Origin of the sequence: Streptoverticillium reticulum (assembly GCF_047456005.1) — a bacterium.
Taxonomy (GTDB): Bacteria; Actinomycetota; Actinomycetes; order Streptomycetales; family Streptomycetaceae; genus Streptomyces; species Streptomyces reticulum.
In genome coordinates, this window is sequence record NZ_CP179755.1 from 6,114,937 (window position 1) to 6,129,785 (window position 14,849).

The 14,849-nt window shown below is 72.9% G+C and carries 14 protein-coding genes and 1 riboswitch; of the genes, 7 read left to right on the top strand and 7 right to left on the bottom strand.

Features of this window, described 5'->3' with window-relative positions:
* Positions 1–25 precede the first annotated feature (25 nt).
* Positions 26–1,057 (top strand): 6-phosphofructokinase, encoded by a 1,032-nt coding sequence (locus ACMATS_RS28180; RefSeq protein WP_414169493.1) that lies wholly within the window; start codon positions 26–28, stop codon positions 1,055–1,057.
* Between the two features lie 59 nt (positions 1,058–1,116).
* Here ACMATS_RS28180 and ACMATS_RS28185 read toward each other — a convergent pair whose 3' ends face one another.
* Positions 1,117–3,066 (bottom strand): anthranilate synthase family protein, encoded by a 1,950-nt coding sequence (locus tag ACMATS_RS28185; protein WP_414169494.1) that lies wholly within the window; start codon positions 3,064–3,066, stop codon positions 1,117–1,119.
* Positions 3,067–3,372: 306 nt separating this feature from the next.
* Between ACMATS_RS28185 and ACMATS_RS28190 the strand changes: the two genes are divergently transcribed.
* Together ACMATS_RS28190 and ACMATS_RS28195 are read left to right on the top strand one after the other, a co-directional pair.
* Positions 3,373–4,722: a class II 3-deoxy-7-phosphoheptulonate synthase gene (locus ACMATS_RS28190; protein ID WP_390777627.1), complete on the top strand. Its 1,350-nt coding sequence runs from the start codon at positions 3,373–3,375 to the stop codon at positions 4,720–4,722.
* Between the two features lie 119 nt (positions 4,723–4,841).
* Entirely contained in the window at positions 4,842–5,087 is a 246-nt protein-coding gene (locus ACMATS_RS28195) for a bacterioferritin-associated ferredoxin (protein ID WP_390777626.1), read from the top strand.
* Positions 5,088–5,111: 24 nt separating this feature from the next.
* Here the strand turns inward: ACMATS_RS28195 and bfr are convergent, their stop codons facing one another.
* Positions 5,112–5,591, bottom strand: coding sequence for a bacterioferritin (bfr, locus tag ACMATS_RS28200; protein WP_336412589.1), 480 nt, complete (start codon positions 5,589–5,591; stop codon positions 5,112–5,114).
* Positions 5,592–5,766: 175 nt separating this feature from the next.
* On the opposite strand from bfr, the gene ACMATS_RS28205 reads away from it, so the two are divergent.
* A complete protein-coding gene (locus tag ACMATS_RS28205) occupies positions 5,767–6,387 on the top strand; it encodes a sulfite oxidase-like oxidoreductase (protein ID WP_390777625.1) in 621 nt (206 codons plus the stop codon).
* Positions 6,388–6,391: 4 nt separating this feature from the next.
* Here the strand turns inward: ACMATS_RS28205 and ACMATS_RS28210 are convergent, their stop codons facing one another.
* The 5 genes from ACMATS_RS28210 to thiO all read right to left on the bottom strand — a co-directional run bounded on the left by ACMATS_RS28210 (position 6,392) and on the right by thiO (position 12,034).
* The gene (locus ACMATS_RS28210; protein ID WP_414169495.1) at positions 6,392–7,291 is read right to left on the bottom strand and encodes a deoxyribonuclease IV; all 900 of its coding nucleotides are present in this window, start codon (positions 7,289–7,291) and stop codon (positions 6,392–6,394) included.
* 14 nt (positions 7,292–7,305) lie between these two features.
* Positions 7,306–9,261, bottom strand: coding sequence for a Stk1 family PASTA domain-containing Ser/Thr kinase (pknB, locus tag ACMATS_RS28215; protein ID WP_414169496.1), 1,956 nt, complete (start codon positions 9,259–9,261; stop codon positions 7,306–7,308).
* A 530-nt stretch (positions 9,262–9,791) separates the two neighbouring features.
* Positions 9,792–10,595 (bottom strand): thiazole synthase, encoded by an 804-nt coding sequence (locus tag ACMATS_RS28220; protein WP_390777622.1) that lies wholly within the window; start codon positions 10,593–10,595, stop codon positions 9,792–9,794.
* A gap of 9 nt (positions 10,596–10,604) precedes the next feature.
* Positions 10,605–10,841 (bottom strand): sulfur carrier protein ThiS, encoded by a 237-nt coding sequence (gene thiS, locus ACMATS_RS28225; protein ID WP_390777621.1) that lies wholly within the window; start codon positions 10,839–10,841, stop codon positions 10,605–10,607.
* Entirely contained in the window at positions 10,838–12,034 is a 1,197-nt protein-coding gene (thiO, locus tag ACMATS_RS28230; RefSeq protein ID WP_391152882.1) for a glycine oxidase ThiO, read from the bottom strand. Before thiO ends, thiS begins: the two co-directional genes overlap by 4 nt.
* Positions 12,026–12,138: riboswitch (TPP riboswitch) on the bottom strand. Its footprint overlaps the gene before it by 9 nt.
* Positions 12,139–12,277: 139 nt before the next feature.
* Here thiO and ACMATS_RS28235 point away from each other — a divergent pair.
* The 3 genes from ACMATS_RS28235 (at position 12,278) to thiE (ending at position 14,823) form a co-directional block, all read left to right on the top strand.
* A complete protein-coding gene (locus ACMATS_RS28235) occupies positions 12,278–13,525 on the top strand; it encodes an NAD(P)/FAD-dependent oxidoreductase (RefSeq protein ID WP_390777619.1) in 1,248 nt (415 codons plus the stop codon).
* Between the two features lie 192 nt (positions 13,526–13,717).
* Entirely contained in the window at positions 13,718–14,083 is a 366-nt protein-coding gene (locus ACMATS_RS28240; RefSeq protein WP_390777618.1) for an Rv2175c family DNA-binding protein, read from the top strand.
* Between the two features lie 86 nt (positions 14,084–14,169).
* On the top strand, positions 14,170–14,823 hold the full coding sequence (gene thiE / locus ACMATS_RS28245) for a thiamine phosphate synthase (protein ID WP_414169497.1): 654 nt from the start codon (positions 14,170–14,172) through the stop codon (positions 14,821–14,823).
* Positions 14,824–14,849 lie beyond the last annotated feature (26 nt).

A 14,849-nucleotide genomic window follows, 5' to 3' on the forward strand; every position in this document is an offset into this window, starting at 1 on the left:
GCACTCGGCGAAGGGAAGAGGTGTTATGCGGGTCGGAGTACTGACCGGCGGCGGCGACTGCCCCGGGCTCAACGCGGTCATCCGCGCCGTCGTCCGCAAGGGCGTCCAGCGCTACCACTACGACTTCACCGGCTTCAAGGACGGCTGGCGCGGACCGCTCACCGGAGCGGTCACGCGCCTCGACATCCCCGCGGTGCGGGGCATCCTGCCGCGCGGCGGCACCGTGCTCGGCTCCTCGCGGACCAACCCCTTCCGGGAGCCGGACGGGGTCCGCCGCATCAAGGAGAACCTGGCCAAGCAGGAGGTGGACGCCCTCATCGTGATCGGCGGCGAGGACACCCTGGGCGTGGCCCGCCGGCTCTCGGAGGAACACGGCATCCCCTGCGTCGGGGTGCCCAAGACCATCGACAACGACCTCTCCGCCACCGACTACACCTTCGGCTTCGACACCGCCGTCAACATCGCCACCGAGGCCATCGACCGGCTGCACACCACGGCCGAGTCCCACATGCGCGTCCTCGTCGTCGAGGTCATGGGCAGGCACGCGGGCTGGATCGCCCTGCACTCCGGCCTGGCGGGCGGCGCCAACGTCATCCTCATCCCCGAGCAGCGGTTCGACCTCGACGAGGTCTGCGAGTGGGTCACCTCGCGCTTCCGCGCGAGCTACGCACCGATCGTGGTGGTGGCGGAGGGGGCCATGCCGCGCGACGGCGACCTGGTGCTCAAGGACGCCCCGGCGCACGACTCCTTCGGACACGTCCGGCTGTCCGGAGTGGGGGAGTGGCTGGCCAAACAGATCGAGACCCGCACGGGGAAGGAGGCGCGGACCACGGTGCTGGGCCACGTCCAGCGGGGCGGTACGCCGAGCGCGTTCGACCGGTGGCTGGCGACGCGGTTCGGATTGCATGCCATTGATGCCGTCGAGGACGGCGCATTCGGGCAGATGGTCGCCCTGCGGGGTACGGACGTGGTCCGTGTGTCCCTGGCCGAGGCGACGGCGAAGCTGAAGACGGTGCCGGTTGCGGAGTACGAGGAGGCGAAGGTCTTCTTCGGCTGAGGCCGGGCTTCCCCTCCCACCCGCCCGCTGCTCGGAACGGGCGGGTGGGCGGGTGCGGGTCAGACCAGCACCGAGGCCAGCAGCTCCGTGACGATCGCGGCGCCGTTCAGCGTCAGCACCGACTCCGGGTGGAACTGCACGCCCGCGAAGCCGGGCCCCCGCAGGGCGTGGACGTCACCGGTGGCCGGGTCCAGGCTGAGCTCGGCCCCGTCGAGTCCTGTGCCGCGCGCGGTGAACGTGTTGTAGAACCCGACCGTCTCCTCCCGCCCGAAGAAGTCGATCCGTTCCTGCGCCCCCTGGTACGGGACCTCCTTCCGCACGATCTCCAACCCCAGCTCCGCCGCGATCAGTTCGTGCCCCAGGCACACGCCCAGCAGCCCGTACCGGTGTTCGCGCAGCAGGTCCGCCGTGAGCCCGCGGAGCAGGCGCATCCTGGGGTCGGCCGCGTCCGAGGGGTTGCCGGGCCCGGGGCCCAGCACCACGGGGCCCTCGTGGGCCAGCGCGGCGGCCGGCAGCCCGGGCTCGTCGTAGCGCCGCACCGTCACCGTCAGCCCCGAGGTGCGCAGGAGATGGGCGAGCATCGCCGTGAAGGTGTCCTCGCCGTCGACGACCAGAGCGTGTCCGGTCAGCGCTCCGGTGGACCCGGGCGTCTGCATCCGCAGCCAGAACGGGGCCAGGTCCGCGCGGCGCGCGTCCAGCGCCGCCCGTACCCGCGGGTCGTCCCCGAGCCGTACGGGCGGGGTGGCCGACGGGCGTACGGGGCCGCGGCGCACACCCAGGGCGGCCAGCACGCCGGCCGCCTTGGCGTGGGTCTCGGCGACCTCGCCGTGCGGATCGGAGCGGCGCACGAGCGTGGCGCCGACGCCCACCCGCAGCCGGCCGCGCCGGTCGATGTCCGCGGTGCGGATGAGGATCGGGGAGTCGAGGGTCTGCGCACCGCCCGCGTCGCGGCCGATCAGCGCGAGCGCCCCCGCGTAGTAGCCGCGGCCGTGGGGCTCGTACCGCTCGATGACGCGGCAGGCGTTCTGCACGGGCGAGCCGGTGACGGTCGCCGCGAACATCGTCTCCCGCAGCACCTCGCGCACGTCCAGCGAGGAGCGCCCGCGCAGTTCGTACTCGGTGTGCGCGAGGTGGGCCATCTCCCGCAGCCGCGGGCCGACGACCACGCCGCCCCTGTCGCCGACGGTGCACATCATCTTCAGCTCCTCGTCCACGACCATGGACAGCTCCTCCACCTCCTTGCGGTCGTGCAGGAAGGCCAGCAGCCCGTCCTCCGAGGCGCCGCCGGCCGGATAGCGGTACGTGCCGCTGATGGGATTCATCACGACCGTCCCGCCGGACATCCGCACGTGCACCTCCGGGCTGGCGCCCACCAGAGTGCGCTCGCCGGTGTGGACGACGTACGTCCAGTAGGCGCCGCGCTCGCCGGACAGCAGCCGCCGGAAGAGGGCCAGGGCGTCGGCGGGCCCGAAACCGTGGCTGTGCTCTCCCGGGGGACGACCCCCGGACCCCCGGCCGAGAACGGTGCCCTCGAACGTGCGCCGGATCACGAAGTTGGCCCCCTCGCCGGTGCCGATCTCGTCCTCGATCACGCGCTCGACGATGCGCGCGTACGCGTCGTCGTCCACGTCGAAGGCGCCGCCCTCGACCCGGACCTCGTGGGCGGGCAGGGCGCCGAGGACGGCGTCGAGCGGCAGGTCGTGGGCCTCCTCCGGGCGCAGCACCAGCAGCGGGGTGCCGTCGTCACGGACGTCGAAGCCGCGCTCGCGGATCTGCCGGAAGGGGACGAGGGCCAGCGCGTCGTGCACCGGCGCGCCGCCGGCGGGCGGTCCGGACGGGAGCGGGACGTCCGCCAGCCGCCCGGCCTCGGAGACCGGGCCGAGGAGCAGTTCGACCACGTCTTCGGGATGGCCCGGGGTGCGGCGGTGCAGCAGGGCGAAGGGCGGGCAGCCGGGGGCGGTCAGCCGGGCGAGCAGGGCGGCAGCGGTGCCGGGCAAGGGGTCGCTCATGGGGGTTGTTCCTTCCTGGTGGGGGAGGAACGGCCTGCCGGATGCGCCCCGCGGACGCGGAAGGCCGCCCCTCGGGGCGGCCTTGGCGATGCGATCGGTGTACGCGCGATCAGTGGGCCGCCGGAGGAGCGGTCCACCACCAGTACTGGTTCACGGTGTCGAGCACGTACATGCGGGGCAGGTTACCCGACGGCTCCCGCATCTGTCGTGATCTGTCGTGGGATTATCCGGAGCCTCGTCTCACGATTCGTCTCATACTCCGGTCCGGCCCCGGAACCGGCCCGGCGACCCCGTAGTGTTGAGTCCGTGACCGTGAACGCTGAAATCCACGCCGGTGGCAACACCTGGCGCTCCCTGACCGCGGCGCAGCAGCCTGACTGGCCGGACCAAGAGGCTCTGCGCGATGTGATCGCCGAGCTCGAGTCCTATCCGCCCCTCGTCTTCGCCGGCGAGTGCGACCAGCTGCGTCAGCGTCTGGGAGCCGTCGCGCGCGGCGAGGCGTTCCTGCTCCAGGGCGGTGACTGCGCGGAGGCCTTCGACGCCGTCGGCGCCGACCAGATCCGCAACAAGCTCAAGACCCTGCTCCAGATGGGCGCGGTGCTCACCTACGCCGGGTCGGTGCCCGTCGTCAAGGTCGGCCGGATCGCCGGCCAGTACAGCAAGCCGCGCTCGAAGCCGACCGAGACTCGCGACGGCGTGACCCTGCCGACCTACCGCGGCGACTCCGTCAACGGCTTCGCCTTCACGCCCGAGGCCCGTACGCCGGACCCGCAGCGGCTGAAGCGCATGTACCACGCCTCGGCCTCCACGCTGAACCTGGTGCGCGCCTTCACCACCGGCGGTTACGCGGACCTGCGCCAGGTGCACGCCTGGAACCAGGACTTCGTGAAGTCCTCGCCCTCCGGCCAGCGCTACGAGCAGCTGGCCCGGGAGATCGACCGGGCGATGAACTTCATGAACGCCTGTGGCGTGGACCCGGAGGCGCTGAAGGCCGTCGAGTTCTACGCGTCCCACGAGGCGCTCGTCCTCGACTACGAGTCCGCGCTGACCCGTGTCGACTCGCGCACCGGGCACCTCTACGACGTCTCGGGCCACATGGTCTGGATCGGCGAGCGCACCCGGCAGCTGGACGGCGCGCACATCGAGTTCGCGTCGAAGATCCGTAACCCGATCGGGGTGAAGCTCGGCCCGACCACCACGGTCGACGAGGCGCTGACCCTGATCGACCGGCTGGACCCGGAGCGCGAGCCCGGCCGGCTGACCTTCATCACCCGGATGGGCGCGGGCAAGATCCGCGAGAAGCTCCCCGAGCTGGTCGAGAAGGTCACCGCGTCCGGTGCCGTGGTGGCCTGGATCAGCGACCCGATGCACGGCAACACCTTCGAGGCGGCCTCGGGCCACAAGACCCGCCGCTTCGACGACGTGCTGGACGAGGTCAAGGGCTTCTTCGAGGTCCACAAGGGCCTCGGCACCCACCCGGGCGGCATCCATGTGGAGCTCACCGGCGACGACGTCACCGAGTGCGTGGGCGGCGGCGACGAGATCTTCGTCGACGACCTGCACCAGCGCTACGAGACGGCCTGCGACCCGCGGCTGAACCGCAGCCAGTCGCTGGACCTGGCGTTCCTGGTGGCGGAGATGTACCGGGACCAGTGAGCACCCGGCACTGAGCGAACGATGGGGCGCGGATCCTGTGATCCGCGCCCCATCGCGTTGTGCGCCCCTGCCAGGCCAGGTAAGGTAAGGGTTACCTTATTGATCAATCCGGTGAGGCGGTGACCCGCGTGTACGTCTGCTCGTGCTTCGGCATCACGGAGCAGCAGGTGCGTGAGCACGCGGACCAGGGGGCGTGCACCCCCCGGCAGATCGCCTCGGCCTGCAAGGCGGGCACCGACTGCGGCAGCTGCGTGCGCCGCATCCAGTCCCTGCTCGGCCGCGGCACATGCCCGCGCCGCGAGCTGACGGACCGCGGCGAACAGGACGTCCTGGGTGCCGAGGTCTCACTGGTCCCCGCGGCCTGACGGGTACCGCGCCCCGCGCTGCGTTCAGCTGTCCGGCTGCTCGATGACCTGCGCGATATACAGGGCCTCACCCAGCTTCTCCACCAGCTCCAGCTGCGTGTCGAGGTAGTCGATGTGGTGCTCCTCGTCCTCCAGGATCGACTCGAAGATGTTGGCCGAGGTGATGTCGCCCTTGGCCCGCATGATCTCGACGCCCCGCCGGAGCCGGTCGATGGCCTCGACCTCCACCTGCCGGTCGGCCTGGAACATCTCGGTGACCGTCTGCCCGATCCGGACGTGGAACAGCCGCTGGTAGTTGGGCAGCCCCTCCAGGAACAGGATCCGGTCGGTCAGCACCTCCGCGTGCTTCATCTCGTCGAAGGACTCGGCGCGGGTGTACTTGGCGAGCTTGGTCCAGCCGAAGTTCTCCTGCATCTTCGCGTGCAGGAAGTACTGATTGATGGCGGTCAGCTCGGCAGTCAGCTGTTCGTTGAGGAACTCGATGACCTCGGGGTCGCCCTGCATCGCAGAGGCTCCTTCCCAGCGCGTGACGGGCAGATGGCGCGCATCCTTGCACCGCCCCTCCTGGCCGTCCAGTAAGTGCACACTTAGTGGGAGTTGTGGCCATGCGTCCGCCTTGGTGGTGGCTACGGCCGTCCCGTGGTCATCAGCACCCTCCGGGGTCTGACACCATGGACCCATGGGTCAGTCGGAAAGCCGCAAAGGGGAACTCCAGCTCCCTCCGGGGCAGCGGCTCCAGCGCGGATGGCCGGTGACGCACTACGGTCCGGTCCCCAAGTTCAGGCCGGAACGCTGGGAGTTCCGCGTCTTCGGCGCGACGGCCGACGGCGACAAGCACTGCTGGACGCACGAGGAGTTCACCGCCCTCCCGTACACGACGGTCGTGGCGGACCTGCACTGCGTGACGAAATACAGCATGCTGGGCGCCGAATGGGGCGGCGTGTCGGCCCGCACGGTGCTCGAACTGGCTCCGCCCGCGCCGGAGGTCACCCATGTGATGGTGTGGGCGGAGTACGGCTACAGCTCGAACCTGCGGCTGTCGGACTTCGCGGCCGAGCAGACGATCTTCGCCACGCACAAGGACGGCGAACTCCTCACCGCGGAGCACGGCTTCCCGGTGCGTCTCGTCGTGCCGCACCTGTACGCGTGGAAGGGGCCCAAATGGGTCCGCGGCGTCGAGTACATGACGGCCGACCGCCGGGGCTTCTGGGAGGAGCGGGGCTACCACAACGTGGGCGACCCGTGGCGGGAACAGCGGTACTCCTACCAGGAGGAGCCCGGCGAGGGACCCGAGCTGTAGGTCCCTACTGCGGCCGGGCCGCGCGCAGTTCCTTCAGCCGCGCCACGTCGGCCGCGTGCCCCTCCGGGCCGCCCGGCGTCTCGATCGTCAGGGGCACGCCCTCCGTCGCCGGGTGCGCGAACAGCTCACCGAAGGCCTCGGCCCCGATCCGCCCGGCCCCGATGTTCTCGTGCCGGTCCAGGTGCGACCCCGCGCCCGCCTTCGAGTCGTTCGCGTGGATCAGGCGCAGCCGTCCCTCGCCCATGACGTCGACGAGTTCGTCCAGCACCTGCTTCATGCCGCCCGGCGCGGCCAGGTCGTGCCCGGCGGCGAACACGTGGCAGGTGTCCAGGCAGACGCCCAGCCGGGGATGGCGGTCCAGCGCCTCGGCGTACGGCCCGAGGTCCTCCACCAGCGAGCAGAGCGAGGCGCCCTGACCGGCCGTGGGCTCCAGCAGCAGCCACGGGTCGTCGTCGTGCGTGAGCTCGTCCAGCAGCGGCAGCATCCGCTCGCGCACCTGGGCCAGGGCCTCCGCGCGCGCCCGCCCGGCCGTGGCGGATCCGGTGTGCACCACGACGCCCTGCGCGCCGATCTCCCGGCCGCGCCGCAGCGAGTGCCGCAGCGACTCCACGGACTTGTCGACCGTCGCGGCGCTGTGCGAGCCGAAGTTGATCAGGTACGGGGCGTGGACGAAGACGGGGAGCCCGCTCTCCTCGCACCCGGCGCGGAACTCCTCGTCCTGGCGCGGGTTTCCGGGCGGGGTCGCCCAGCCGCGCGGGTTGGCGACGAAGACCTGGACGGCCTCGGCGCCCATCGCGCGGGCATAGGGCAGGCCGGTCTTGGCGAGACCGCCCGCGACGGGAATGTGCCCGCCGACGGGATTGCGCGTGACTGCGTGCGACGTGCTGCTCAACGTGCTGCTCAACGTGCTCAGAATCCTCAGAAACCGCTCTTCAGACGGATGATGATCGTGTCGCCCCGGGCCGCCTGGTCGCCGCCGCGGACCGACTGGGAGTCGACAGAGTCCTGCGGGAAGAAGAACGGCCGGTCCACCTTCACCTGGAAGCCCGCGTCCGTCAGCAGCTTCTTGGCGTCGGCCTCGCTCTTTCCGGTGACGTCCGGGACCGGAATCATCTCCTTGCCCTTGGAGAGGGCCACCGTGACCGTGTCGCCCTCGGCGCCCTTCTCGCCCTTGCCCGGCGACTGCTGGGCCACCGTGCCCTTGTCCTTGGGCGAGTAGACCTGGGTGTCCGAGACCTTGATCTGCAGCCCGGCGTCGCGCAGCGCCGCCGTGGCGTCGGCGACCGTCATGCCCGTCACGTCGGGCACGTTCAGCTGGCGGCCCTTGCTGACGACGAGCGTCACCGCCGAGTCCGGCCGCAGCTCCTGGCCCGGCCGCGGATCGGAGCCGAGCACGGAGCCCTTCGGGGTCTCGTCGCTGAACTGCTGCGAGACGTCGCCGACCGTCAGGCCCTTGTCCTGGAGCTGCTTCTTCGCGTCGTCGAGCGTCATGCCGACGACATTGGGGACCTGCACCTTCTGCGGACCCCGCGAGACAGTGATCGTCACCTTGCCGTTGTTGCGGATGCGCTCGCCCGGCTTCGGGTCGGTGGAGATGACGTGCCCGCGCTCGACGGTGTCGCTGAAGTCCTGCCGGACCTGCACCCCGAGCCCGGCCTTGTCGAGCTCCTGCTGCGCCTTGGGCTGGGTCATGTCCAGAACGGCCGGCACGGAGGTGAACTGGCCGGAGCCGACGTACCAGACGCCCGCCCCGCCGCCCAGCAGGGCGACGAGCAGCCCGATCACCACGGCGATCCGGTTGACGCGCCGGCGCGGACCGGACGGCCGGTGCTGCGGTGCGGGGCCCGGCGGGGCCGGGGGAGCGGGCGGGCGCTCCAGCCGGGTGGTGCGGTTGAGCAGGTCCTCCCCGGCGGGCGGCGGCAGCGGCTGGGCCGCGGGCTGCCGCGGTATCACGCTCGTACGGTCCTCGGAACCGGCCGGGAGCGGACCCTGCCGGGCCTCCGGCGGCATCGCGTCCAGCTGCGCGTCCGTCAGCGCCCCGCGGGCGGCGCGGGTGAGCTCCAGCAGCCGCACGGCATCGGCCGGGCGCAGCTGCGGGTCGCGGGCGGTGGCCTGGGCCACCAGGCCGTCCAGCTCGGGGGCGAGCCCGGGGACCGCCTCGGACGGCAGCGGCACGTCGTCGTGCAGGTGCTGGTAGAGCACCTGGGCGGGGGTGCCGCCGGAGTGCGGCTTGGCGCCCGTGAGCATCTCGTAGAGCACCACGCCGCAGGCGTAGACGTCGGCGCGCGGGTCCGCGGTGCCGTGCTCGATCTGCTCGGGGGCCAGGTACGAGACCGTGCCCAGCACCGAGCCGGTGCTCGTGCTGGTGTTGGTGTCGACGGCCCGGACCAGGCCGAAGTCCGCGACCTTGACCCGGCCGTCGTCGCCGATCAGCACGTTCTCGGGCTTCATGTCGCGGTGCACCAGCCCCGCGAGGTGGGCTGCGCCCAGCGCGGCCAGCACGGACTCGGCGACGTCCAGCGCGGCCCGCGGCTGCAGGGCCCCGCGCTCGCGCAGCACGTCGCGCAGCGTGCACCCGGCGACGTACTCCATCGCCAGGAAGACGTAGCCGCCGTCGGTGCCCTGGTCGAAGACGCCGACCACGTTGCGGTGGTCCAGGCGCGCCACGGACTTGGCCTCGCGGATGAAACGGTCCACGAAGGCCGCGTCGGCGGCCAGCGAGGGGTGCATCACCTTGAGGGCGACCACGCGGTCGAGCCGGGTGTCCAGCGCCCGGTAGACCGTGGCCATGCCGCCCACGGCGATCCGCGCCTCGACTCGGTAGCGGCCGTCGAGCAACTGATCGACGAGAGGGTCCGGCAGGGTCGTATCCACGACACACGAGTCTACGAGTCGCCGGAGCCCCGTCACCCGTGCGCCCCGAAGGGGCGCGGGACAGCCACACCATGCGGCTCCGCCGCGCTGGCGCGACCAGTCGAAGCCGGCCCGCACCCGACGCCGAGCCTGCGCCCCGTCAGGGGCGCGGGGCTGTGCACATATGCGGCTCCGCCGCGTGGGCGCGATCAGCCACGCACGATCCGGCACGTGTGAGACGGTCCCAGCCCCGTCAGGGGCGCGGGGCTGTGCACATATGCGGCTCCGCCGCGTGGGTGCGACCAGCCACGCACGATCCGGCACGTGTGAGACGGTCCCAGCCCCGTCAGGGGCGCGGGGCTGTGCACATATGCGGCTCCGCCGCGTGGGTGCGACCAGCCACGCACGATCCGGCACCTGTGAGACGGTCCCAGCCCCGTCAGGGGCGCGGGGAACTGCGCGAGCAACCACCTGCGGCCTGCACTTCGGCTGCGGGCCGTCCGTGGCTGGTCGCGCAGCTCCCCGCGCCCCTGACGGGGCACGGAAAACGCTCAGGCAGCCCCGAACGCCGGACGCTCCGGGTCCAGCGCCGCCACCCCCGCCGCAGGCGACGAGGCGATCGCAAAGTGCCGCCGCGGAATCCGCCCGGCCCGATGGGCCAGCCGCCCGGCGTCCACGGCATGCCGCATGGCCTCCGCCATGAGCACCGGCTCCTGCGCCCGCGTCACGGCCGACGCGAGCATCACGGCCGAGCAGCCCAGCTCCATCGCGAGCGCGGCGTCCGACGCCGTGCCCGCGCCCGCGTCCAGGATCACGGGGACGGCCGCCCGCTCGGTGATCAGCTGGAAGTTGTGCGGGTTGCGGATGCCCAGGCCGGAGCCGATGGGCGAGCCCAGCGGCATGATCGCGGCACAGCCGACGTCCTCCAGCTTGCGGGCCAGCACCGGGTCGTCGTTGGTGTACGGCAGCACGGTGAAGCCGTCGTCCACGAGGATCTCGGCCGCGTCCAGCAGCTCGATGGGGTCGGGCAGCAGGGTGCGCTCGTCGGCGATCACCTCCAGCTTGACCCAGTCCGTGCCCAGCGCCTCCCGGGCCAGCCGGGCGGTCAGGACGGCCTCGCCCGCGGTGAAGCAGCCCGCCGTGTTCGGCAGCACCCGGATGTCGTGCCGCTCCAGGAGGGACAGCACCGAGCCCTGCACGGTCGCGTCCAGCCGCCGCATGGCGACCGTGGTCAGCTCGGTGCCGGAGGCGAGCAGGGCGCGTTCGAGCACGTCCAGGCTGGGCGCACCTCCCGTGCCCATGATCAGGCGGGAGGTGAAGGGGGTGCCGGCGATGGTGAGCAGATCGTCTGCCATCGGTGCTGATCAGCCTCCCTGCACTGCGGTGAGGACCTCGACCCGGTCGCCGTCGGCGAGCGGGGTGGCCGGCCACTGGCCGCGCGGGACGACGGCCTCGTTGACGGCGGCGGCGACACCGCCGGGGGCGGTGGTGAGGATGGCCACCAGCCCGTCCAGCGCGGTGCCCGCGGGCAGTTCGCGGTGCTCTCCGTTGACGCTGACCCGGACGGTGGCGGCGCGGGTGTTCCCGCCGGTGGTGGTCATGCGGACTGCTCCTGGAATGCGGGGGCGAAGCGCCGGGGGGAGAAGGGGACGGCCTCGTCGGGCAGCCGTCCGGCGGTCAGCACCTCGGCCATCACGTCGCCGGTGAGCGGCGTGAGCAGCACGCCGTTGCGGTGGTGGCCGGTGGCCGCGAGCAGGCCCGGCAGCACGGTGGGGCCGAGCAGCGGCGCGTTGTCGGGGGAGCCGGGGCGAAGACCGGCGCGGGTCTCCACGAGCGGCAGCTCAGTGATGCCCGGTACGAGTTCGTGGGCGTCGCGCAGCAGTTCGTAGACGCCGCCCGCGGTGACGGTGGTGTCCCAGCCGAGCTCCTCCGACGTCGCGCCGAGGACCAGTTCGCCGTTCTCGCGCGGCACCAGGTACACGTGCCCGCCGCGCACGACGGCCCGCACCGTGCGGGAGAGGAAGGGCGCGCAGGCGTCCGGCACCCGCAGCCGCAGGATCTGGCCCTTGACGGGCCGCACCGGTGGCAGGGCCTCCTCCGGCAGGCCCGCTAGCCGCCCGCTGCCGCTCCCCGCGGCCAGCACGGTCTGCCCGGCGGAGATCCGGGTGCCGTCGGCGAGTTCGGCCCCGGCCGCCCGGTCCCCGGCGAGCAGCGCACGGACGGCCTCGGCGCGGTGGAAGACCACCCCGGCGCGCTCACAGGCCGTCAGCAGCGCCCCGGCCAGTCGTCGCGGATCGGTCTGGTGGTCGCCGTCCACCCGCAGCCCGCCCTGCACCCCCGGCGCCAGCATGGGCTCCAGACGGCGGCACTCGCGCCCCGTCAGCCACTGCGAGTCCAGCCCGGACCGCTGCTGCAGGGCGTGCAGTTCGCGCAGGTGCGCCCGGTCGTCGGCGTCGAGCGCGACCGCGAGCGTGCCGCAGGCGCGGTAGCCGGTGTCCCGGCCGCTGGCCTCCTCCAGCTCGGCCGTGAAGGCCGGATAGCGGCGTGCGGAGGCCAGGTTGAGGGCGAGCAGTGCCTGCTCGCCGTAGTGCAGCTCGGTCACCGCGGCCAGCATCCCGGCCGCGACGAGGGTCGCGCCCGCGCCGCCGGGCGCGGGGTCGGCGACGGCCGTGCGCAGCCCGCGCTGGGCGGCCCGCCAGGCGGTGACCAGACCGATGAGACCGCCGCCTATGACGAGGACGTCGTACGTGGCCGTCGTCCCCGGGGGCGCGGTGGAGGACACGTGCATGGGCATCCAGCCCCTCCCTTCGCCGGCATGACCCGGATCAGGTTCGTACGGTCGGAGGCCGTCCAGCCTCCCTCTCAGCCCGGTCCGTCCGGGCTCCCGCGAGTGCTTTGCGAAGCCACCCTAGTACGCGCCGCCGACCGCTCGGAAGGGCGGCAGGGGGCTCGCGGGCGGCAGCTGCCGTGACGCTGTGTCAGAGGTCTCGTCACCGGATGCTCCGGCTGACACCGTCCGCCGCCCTACAGTGATCGGGTGAGCGAGCAGACGAAGACCGCAAGCGGCGGGCGCACCGTCGTCATCGTCGGCGCCGGCATGGCCGGGGTGCAGACCGCCGTCGCCCTGCGCGAGCAGGGCTGGGACGGGACGATCCGGCTGCTGGGCGCCGAGCCCCACGAACCCTACGACCGGCCGCCGCTGTCCAAGGCCGTCCTGCTCGGCAAGGCCGAGGGGTCGGCCTTCGCGGTGGACTTCGGCTCCCTGGCCATCGACCTGCGCCTCGGCGTCGAGGCCACCGGGCTGCGGGCGGACGAGCACCTGCTGGAGACCACCGGGGGGCCGCTGCCCTACGACGTCCTGGTGATTGCCACCGGCGCCGACCCCGTCTCCCTCCCCGGCAGCGCCGGCCTGCCCGACGTGCACGTGCTGCGCACCCTGGACGACGCGGAGCGGCTGCGCCCGGTGCTGGCCGGGCAGCACGACGTCGTCGCCGTCGGGGCCGGCTGGATCGGCGCGGAGTTCGCCACGGCGGCGCGCGAGGCGGGCTGCCGGGTCACCGTGGTGGAGGCCGCGGACCGGCCGCTGGCGGGTGCGATGCCCGCCGAGGTCGCCGCCCACATGACCGACTGGTACGCCCAGGCCGGCGCCCGGCTGCTCACCGGCACCGGCGTGGCCGCCGTGGAGCCGGGCGCCGTGGTGCTCGCCGACGGCACCCGGCTGCCGGCCGACGCCGTGGTCGTCGGCATCGGCGCCCGCCCGGCGACCGGCTGGCTGGCCGGCTCGGGCGTCGCGCTTGCGAAGGACGGCTCCGTCGCCACCGACGACCGGCTGCGCACCTCGCTGCCCGACGTCTACGCGGTCGGCGACTGCTCCTCCTTCCCCTCCGCCCGCTACGGGGAGCGGCTGCTGGTGCACCACTGGGACAACGCCCTCCAGGGGCCGCGGACCGTCGCGGAGAACATCGTCCACGGCCCGGACGAGGCGCCGGTCTACGACCCGGTGCCGTACTTCTGGTCGGAGCAGTTCGGCCGGTTCGTCCAGTACGCGGGGCACCACGCTGCCGCCGACGAGATGGTCTGGCGCGGCGACCCCGACGGGGCCGCCTGGACGGTGTGCTGGCTGCGCTCGGGCGTCCTGGTCGCCCTGCTCGCCGTGGGCCGCCCGCGCGACCTGGCGCAGGGGCGGCGGCTTATCGAGCAGGGCGCCGTCCTCGACCGGGAAAAGGCCGTCGACGCATCGGTGCCGCTGAAGACGGCGGTGCTTGCAGCGGCCACGGCGGAGTAACGCGCCCCGAGTGACGGGCCCCGTTAAGGGCGCGGGGAACTGCGCGATCAGCCACCGACGGCCTGCAGCCGACGCACCACCCGGGGCAGCAGGTCATCTGCGGGGCGCGTCGTGGCTGATCGCACACTTCCCCGCGCCCCTAACGGGGCGCCCGGCTTCCGGCTGTCGGTCCCGGATGGCAGGCTTGTCCCTGTGACCGAGATTGACGAAAAGATTGATGCTCTCGTCCCCGCGTGGCTCAACCTCCCCGACATCGCCGAACAGCTCGGCGTCGAGGTGACGCGCGTGCGGCAGCTGGTCAAGGAGGGCCAGCTGATCGCCGTGCGCCGTGGTGAGAACCGAGTGCTCATGGTGCCCGCCGCCTTCATCGGCGAGGACAAGGTGGTCAAGGGCCTCGCCGGGACCCTGACCCTGCTGCGGGACGACGGCTTCAGCGACGAGGAAATGCTGGAGTGGCTCTTCACCCCGGACGACACCCTGCCCGGCACCCCGGCGCAGGCTCTGCGCGAGAATCGCGGCACGGAGGTGAAGCGCCGCGCCCAGGCGCTCGCCGTCTGACCGACCTCACACACACCGTCCGGCGTACGGGCGCGGGCCGCATCGGCCCGCGCCCGTACGGCGCAAGACCCGGGGGAGACACCCGAATGCCCGTCACCGCGCGCGAGCGGCTCGCCGACGCCCGGCTGTACCTGTGCACGGACGCGCGCAGGCGCCAGGGCGACCTGCCCGAGTTCCTGGACGCCGTGCTGGCGGCCGGGGTGGACGTCGTCCAGCTGCGCGACAAGGGCATGGAGGCCGGCGAGGAGCTGGAGCACCTCGCGGTGTTCGCCGACGCCGCCCGCCGTCACGGCCGGCTCCTCGCGGTGAACGACCGCGCGGACGTCGCGCACGCCTCCCGCTCCGACGTGCTGCACCTGGGCCAGGGCGACCTGCCGGTGCCCGCGGCGCGGGCGATCCTCGGCGCGGACGTGCTCGTCGGCCGTTCCACCCACGCGGAGGCGGAGGTCGACGCCGCCGTCGCCGAGCCCGGCGTGGACTACTTCTGCACCGGCCCCTGCTGGCCGACCCCCACCAAGCCCGGCCGGTACGCCCCGGGCCTCTCCCTGGTGCGCTACGCGGCCTCGCTGGCGCCCGCCCGTCCCTGGTTCGCGATCGGCGGGATCGACGCGGGCAACCTGGACGAGGTGCTGGACGCGGGAGCCCGGCGGGTCGTCGTGGTACGCGCGATCACCGAGGCCGACGACCCGGGAGCCGCGACGGCGGAGCTCGCGCGGCGGATCCGGGACCGCGACGTGTGACCGAAGGTGTCCACGGTGTGGACACT

What these genes read in the sequence shown, in the direction of transcription:
- ACMATS_RS28180 (WP_414169493.1), top strand. Translation starts at nt 26, where the DNA reads ATGCGGGTCGGAGTACTGACCGGCGGCGGCGACTGCCCCGGGCTCAAC.
- bfr (WP_336412589.1), bottom strand. Translation starts at nt 5,591, where the DNA reads ATGCAGGGCGACCCCGAGGTCATCGAGTTCCTCAACGAACAGCTGACT.
- thiS (WP_390777621.1), bottom strand. Translation starts at nt 10,841, where the DNA reads ATGACCACCACCGGCGGGAACACCCGCGCCGCCACCGTCCGGGTCAGC.
- thiO (WP_391152882.1), bottom strand. Translation starts at nt 12,034, where the DNA reads ATGCCCATGCACGTGTCCTCCACCGCGCCCCCGGGGACGACGGCCACG.
- ACMATS_RS28185 (WP_414169494.1), bottom strand. Translation starts at nt 3,066, where the DNA reads ATGAGCGACCCCTTGCCCGGCACCGCTGCCGCCCTGCTCGCCCGGCTG.
- ACMATS_RS28220 (WP_390777622.1), bottom strand. Translation starts at nt 10,595, where the DNA reads ATGGCAGACGATCTGCTCACCATCGCCGGCACCCCCTTCACCTCCCGC.
- ACMATS_RS28205 (WP_390777625.1), top strand. Translation starts at nt 5,767, where the DNA reads ATGGGTCAGTCGGAAAGCCGCAAAGGGGAACTCCAGCTCCCTCCGGGG.
- thiE (WP_414169497.1), top strand. Translation starts at nt 14,170, where the DNA reads ATGCCCGTCACCGCGCGCGAGCGGCTCGCCGACGCCCGGCTGTACCTG.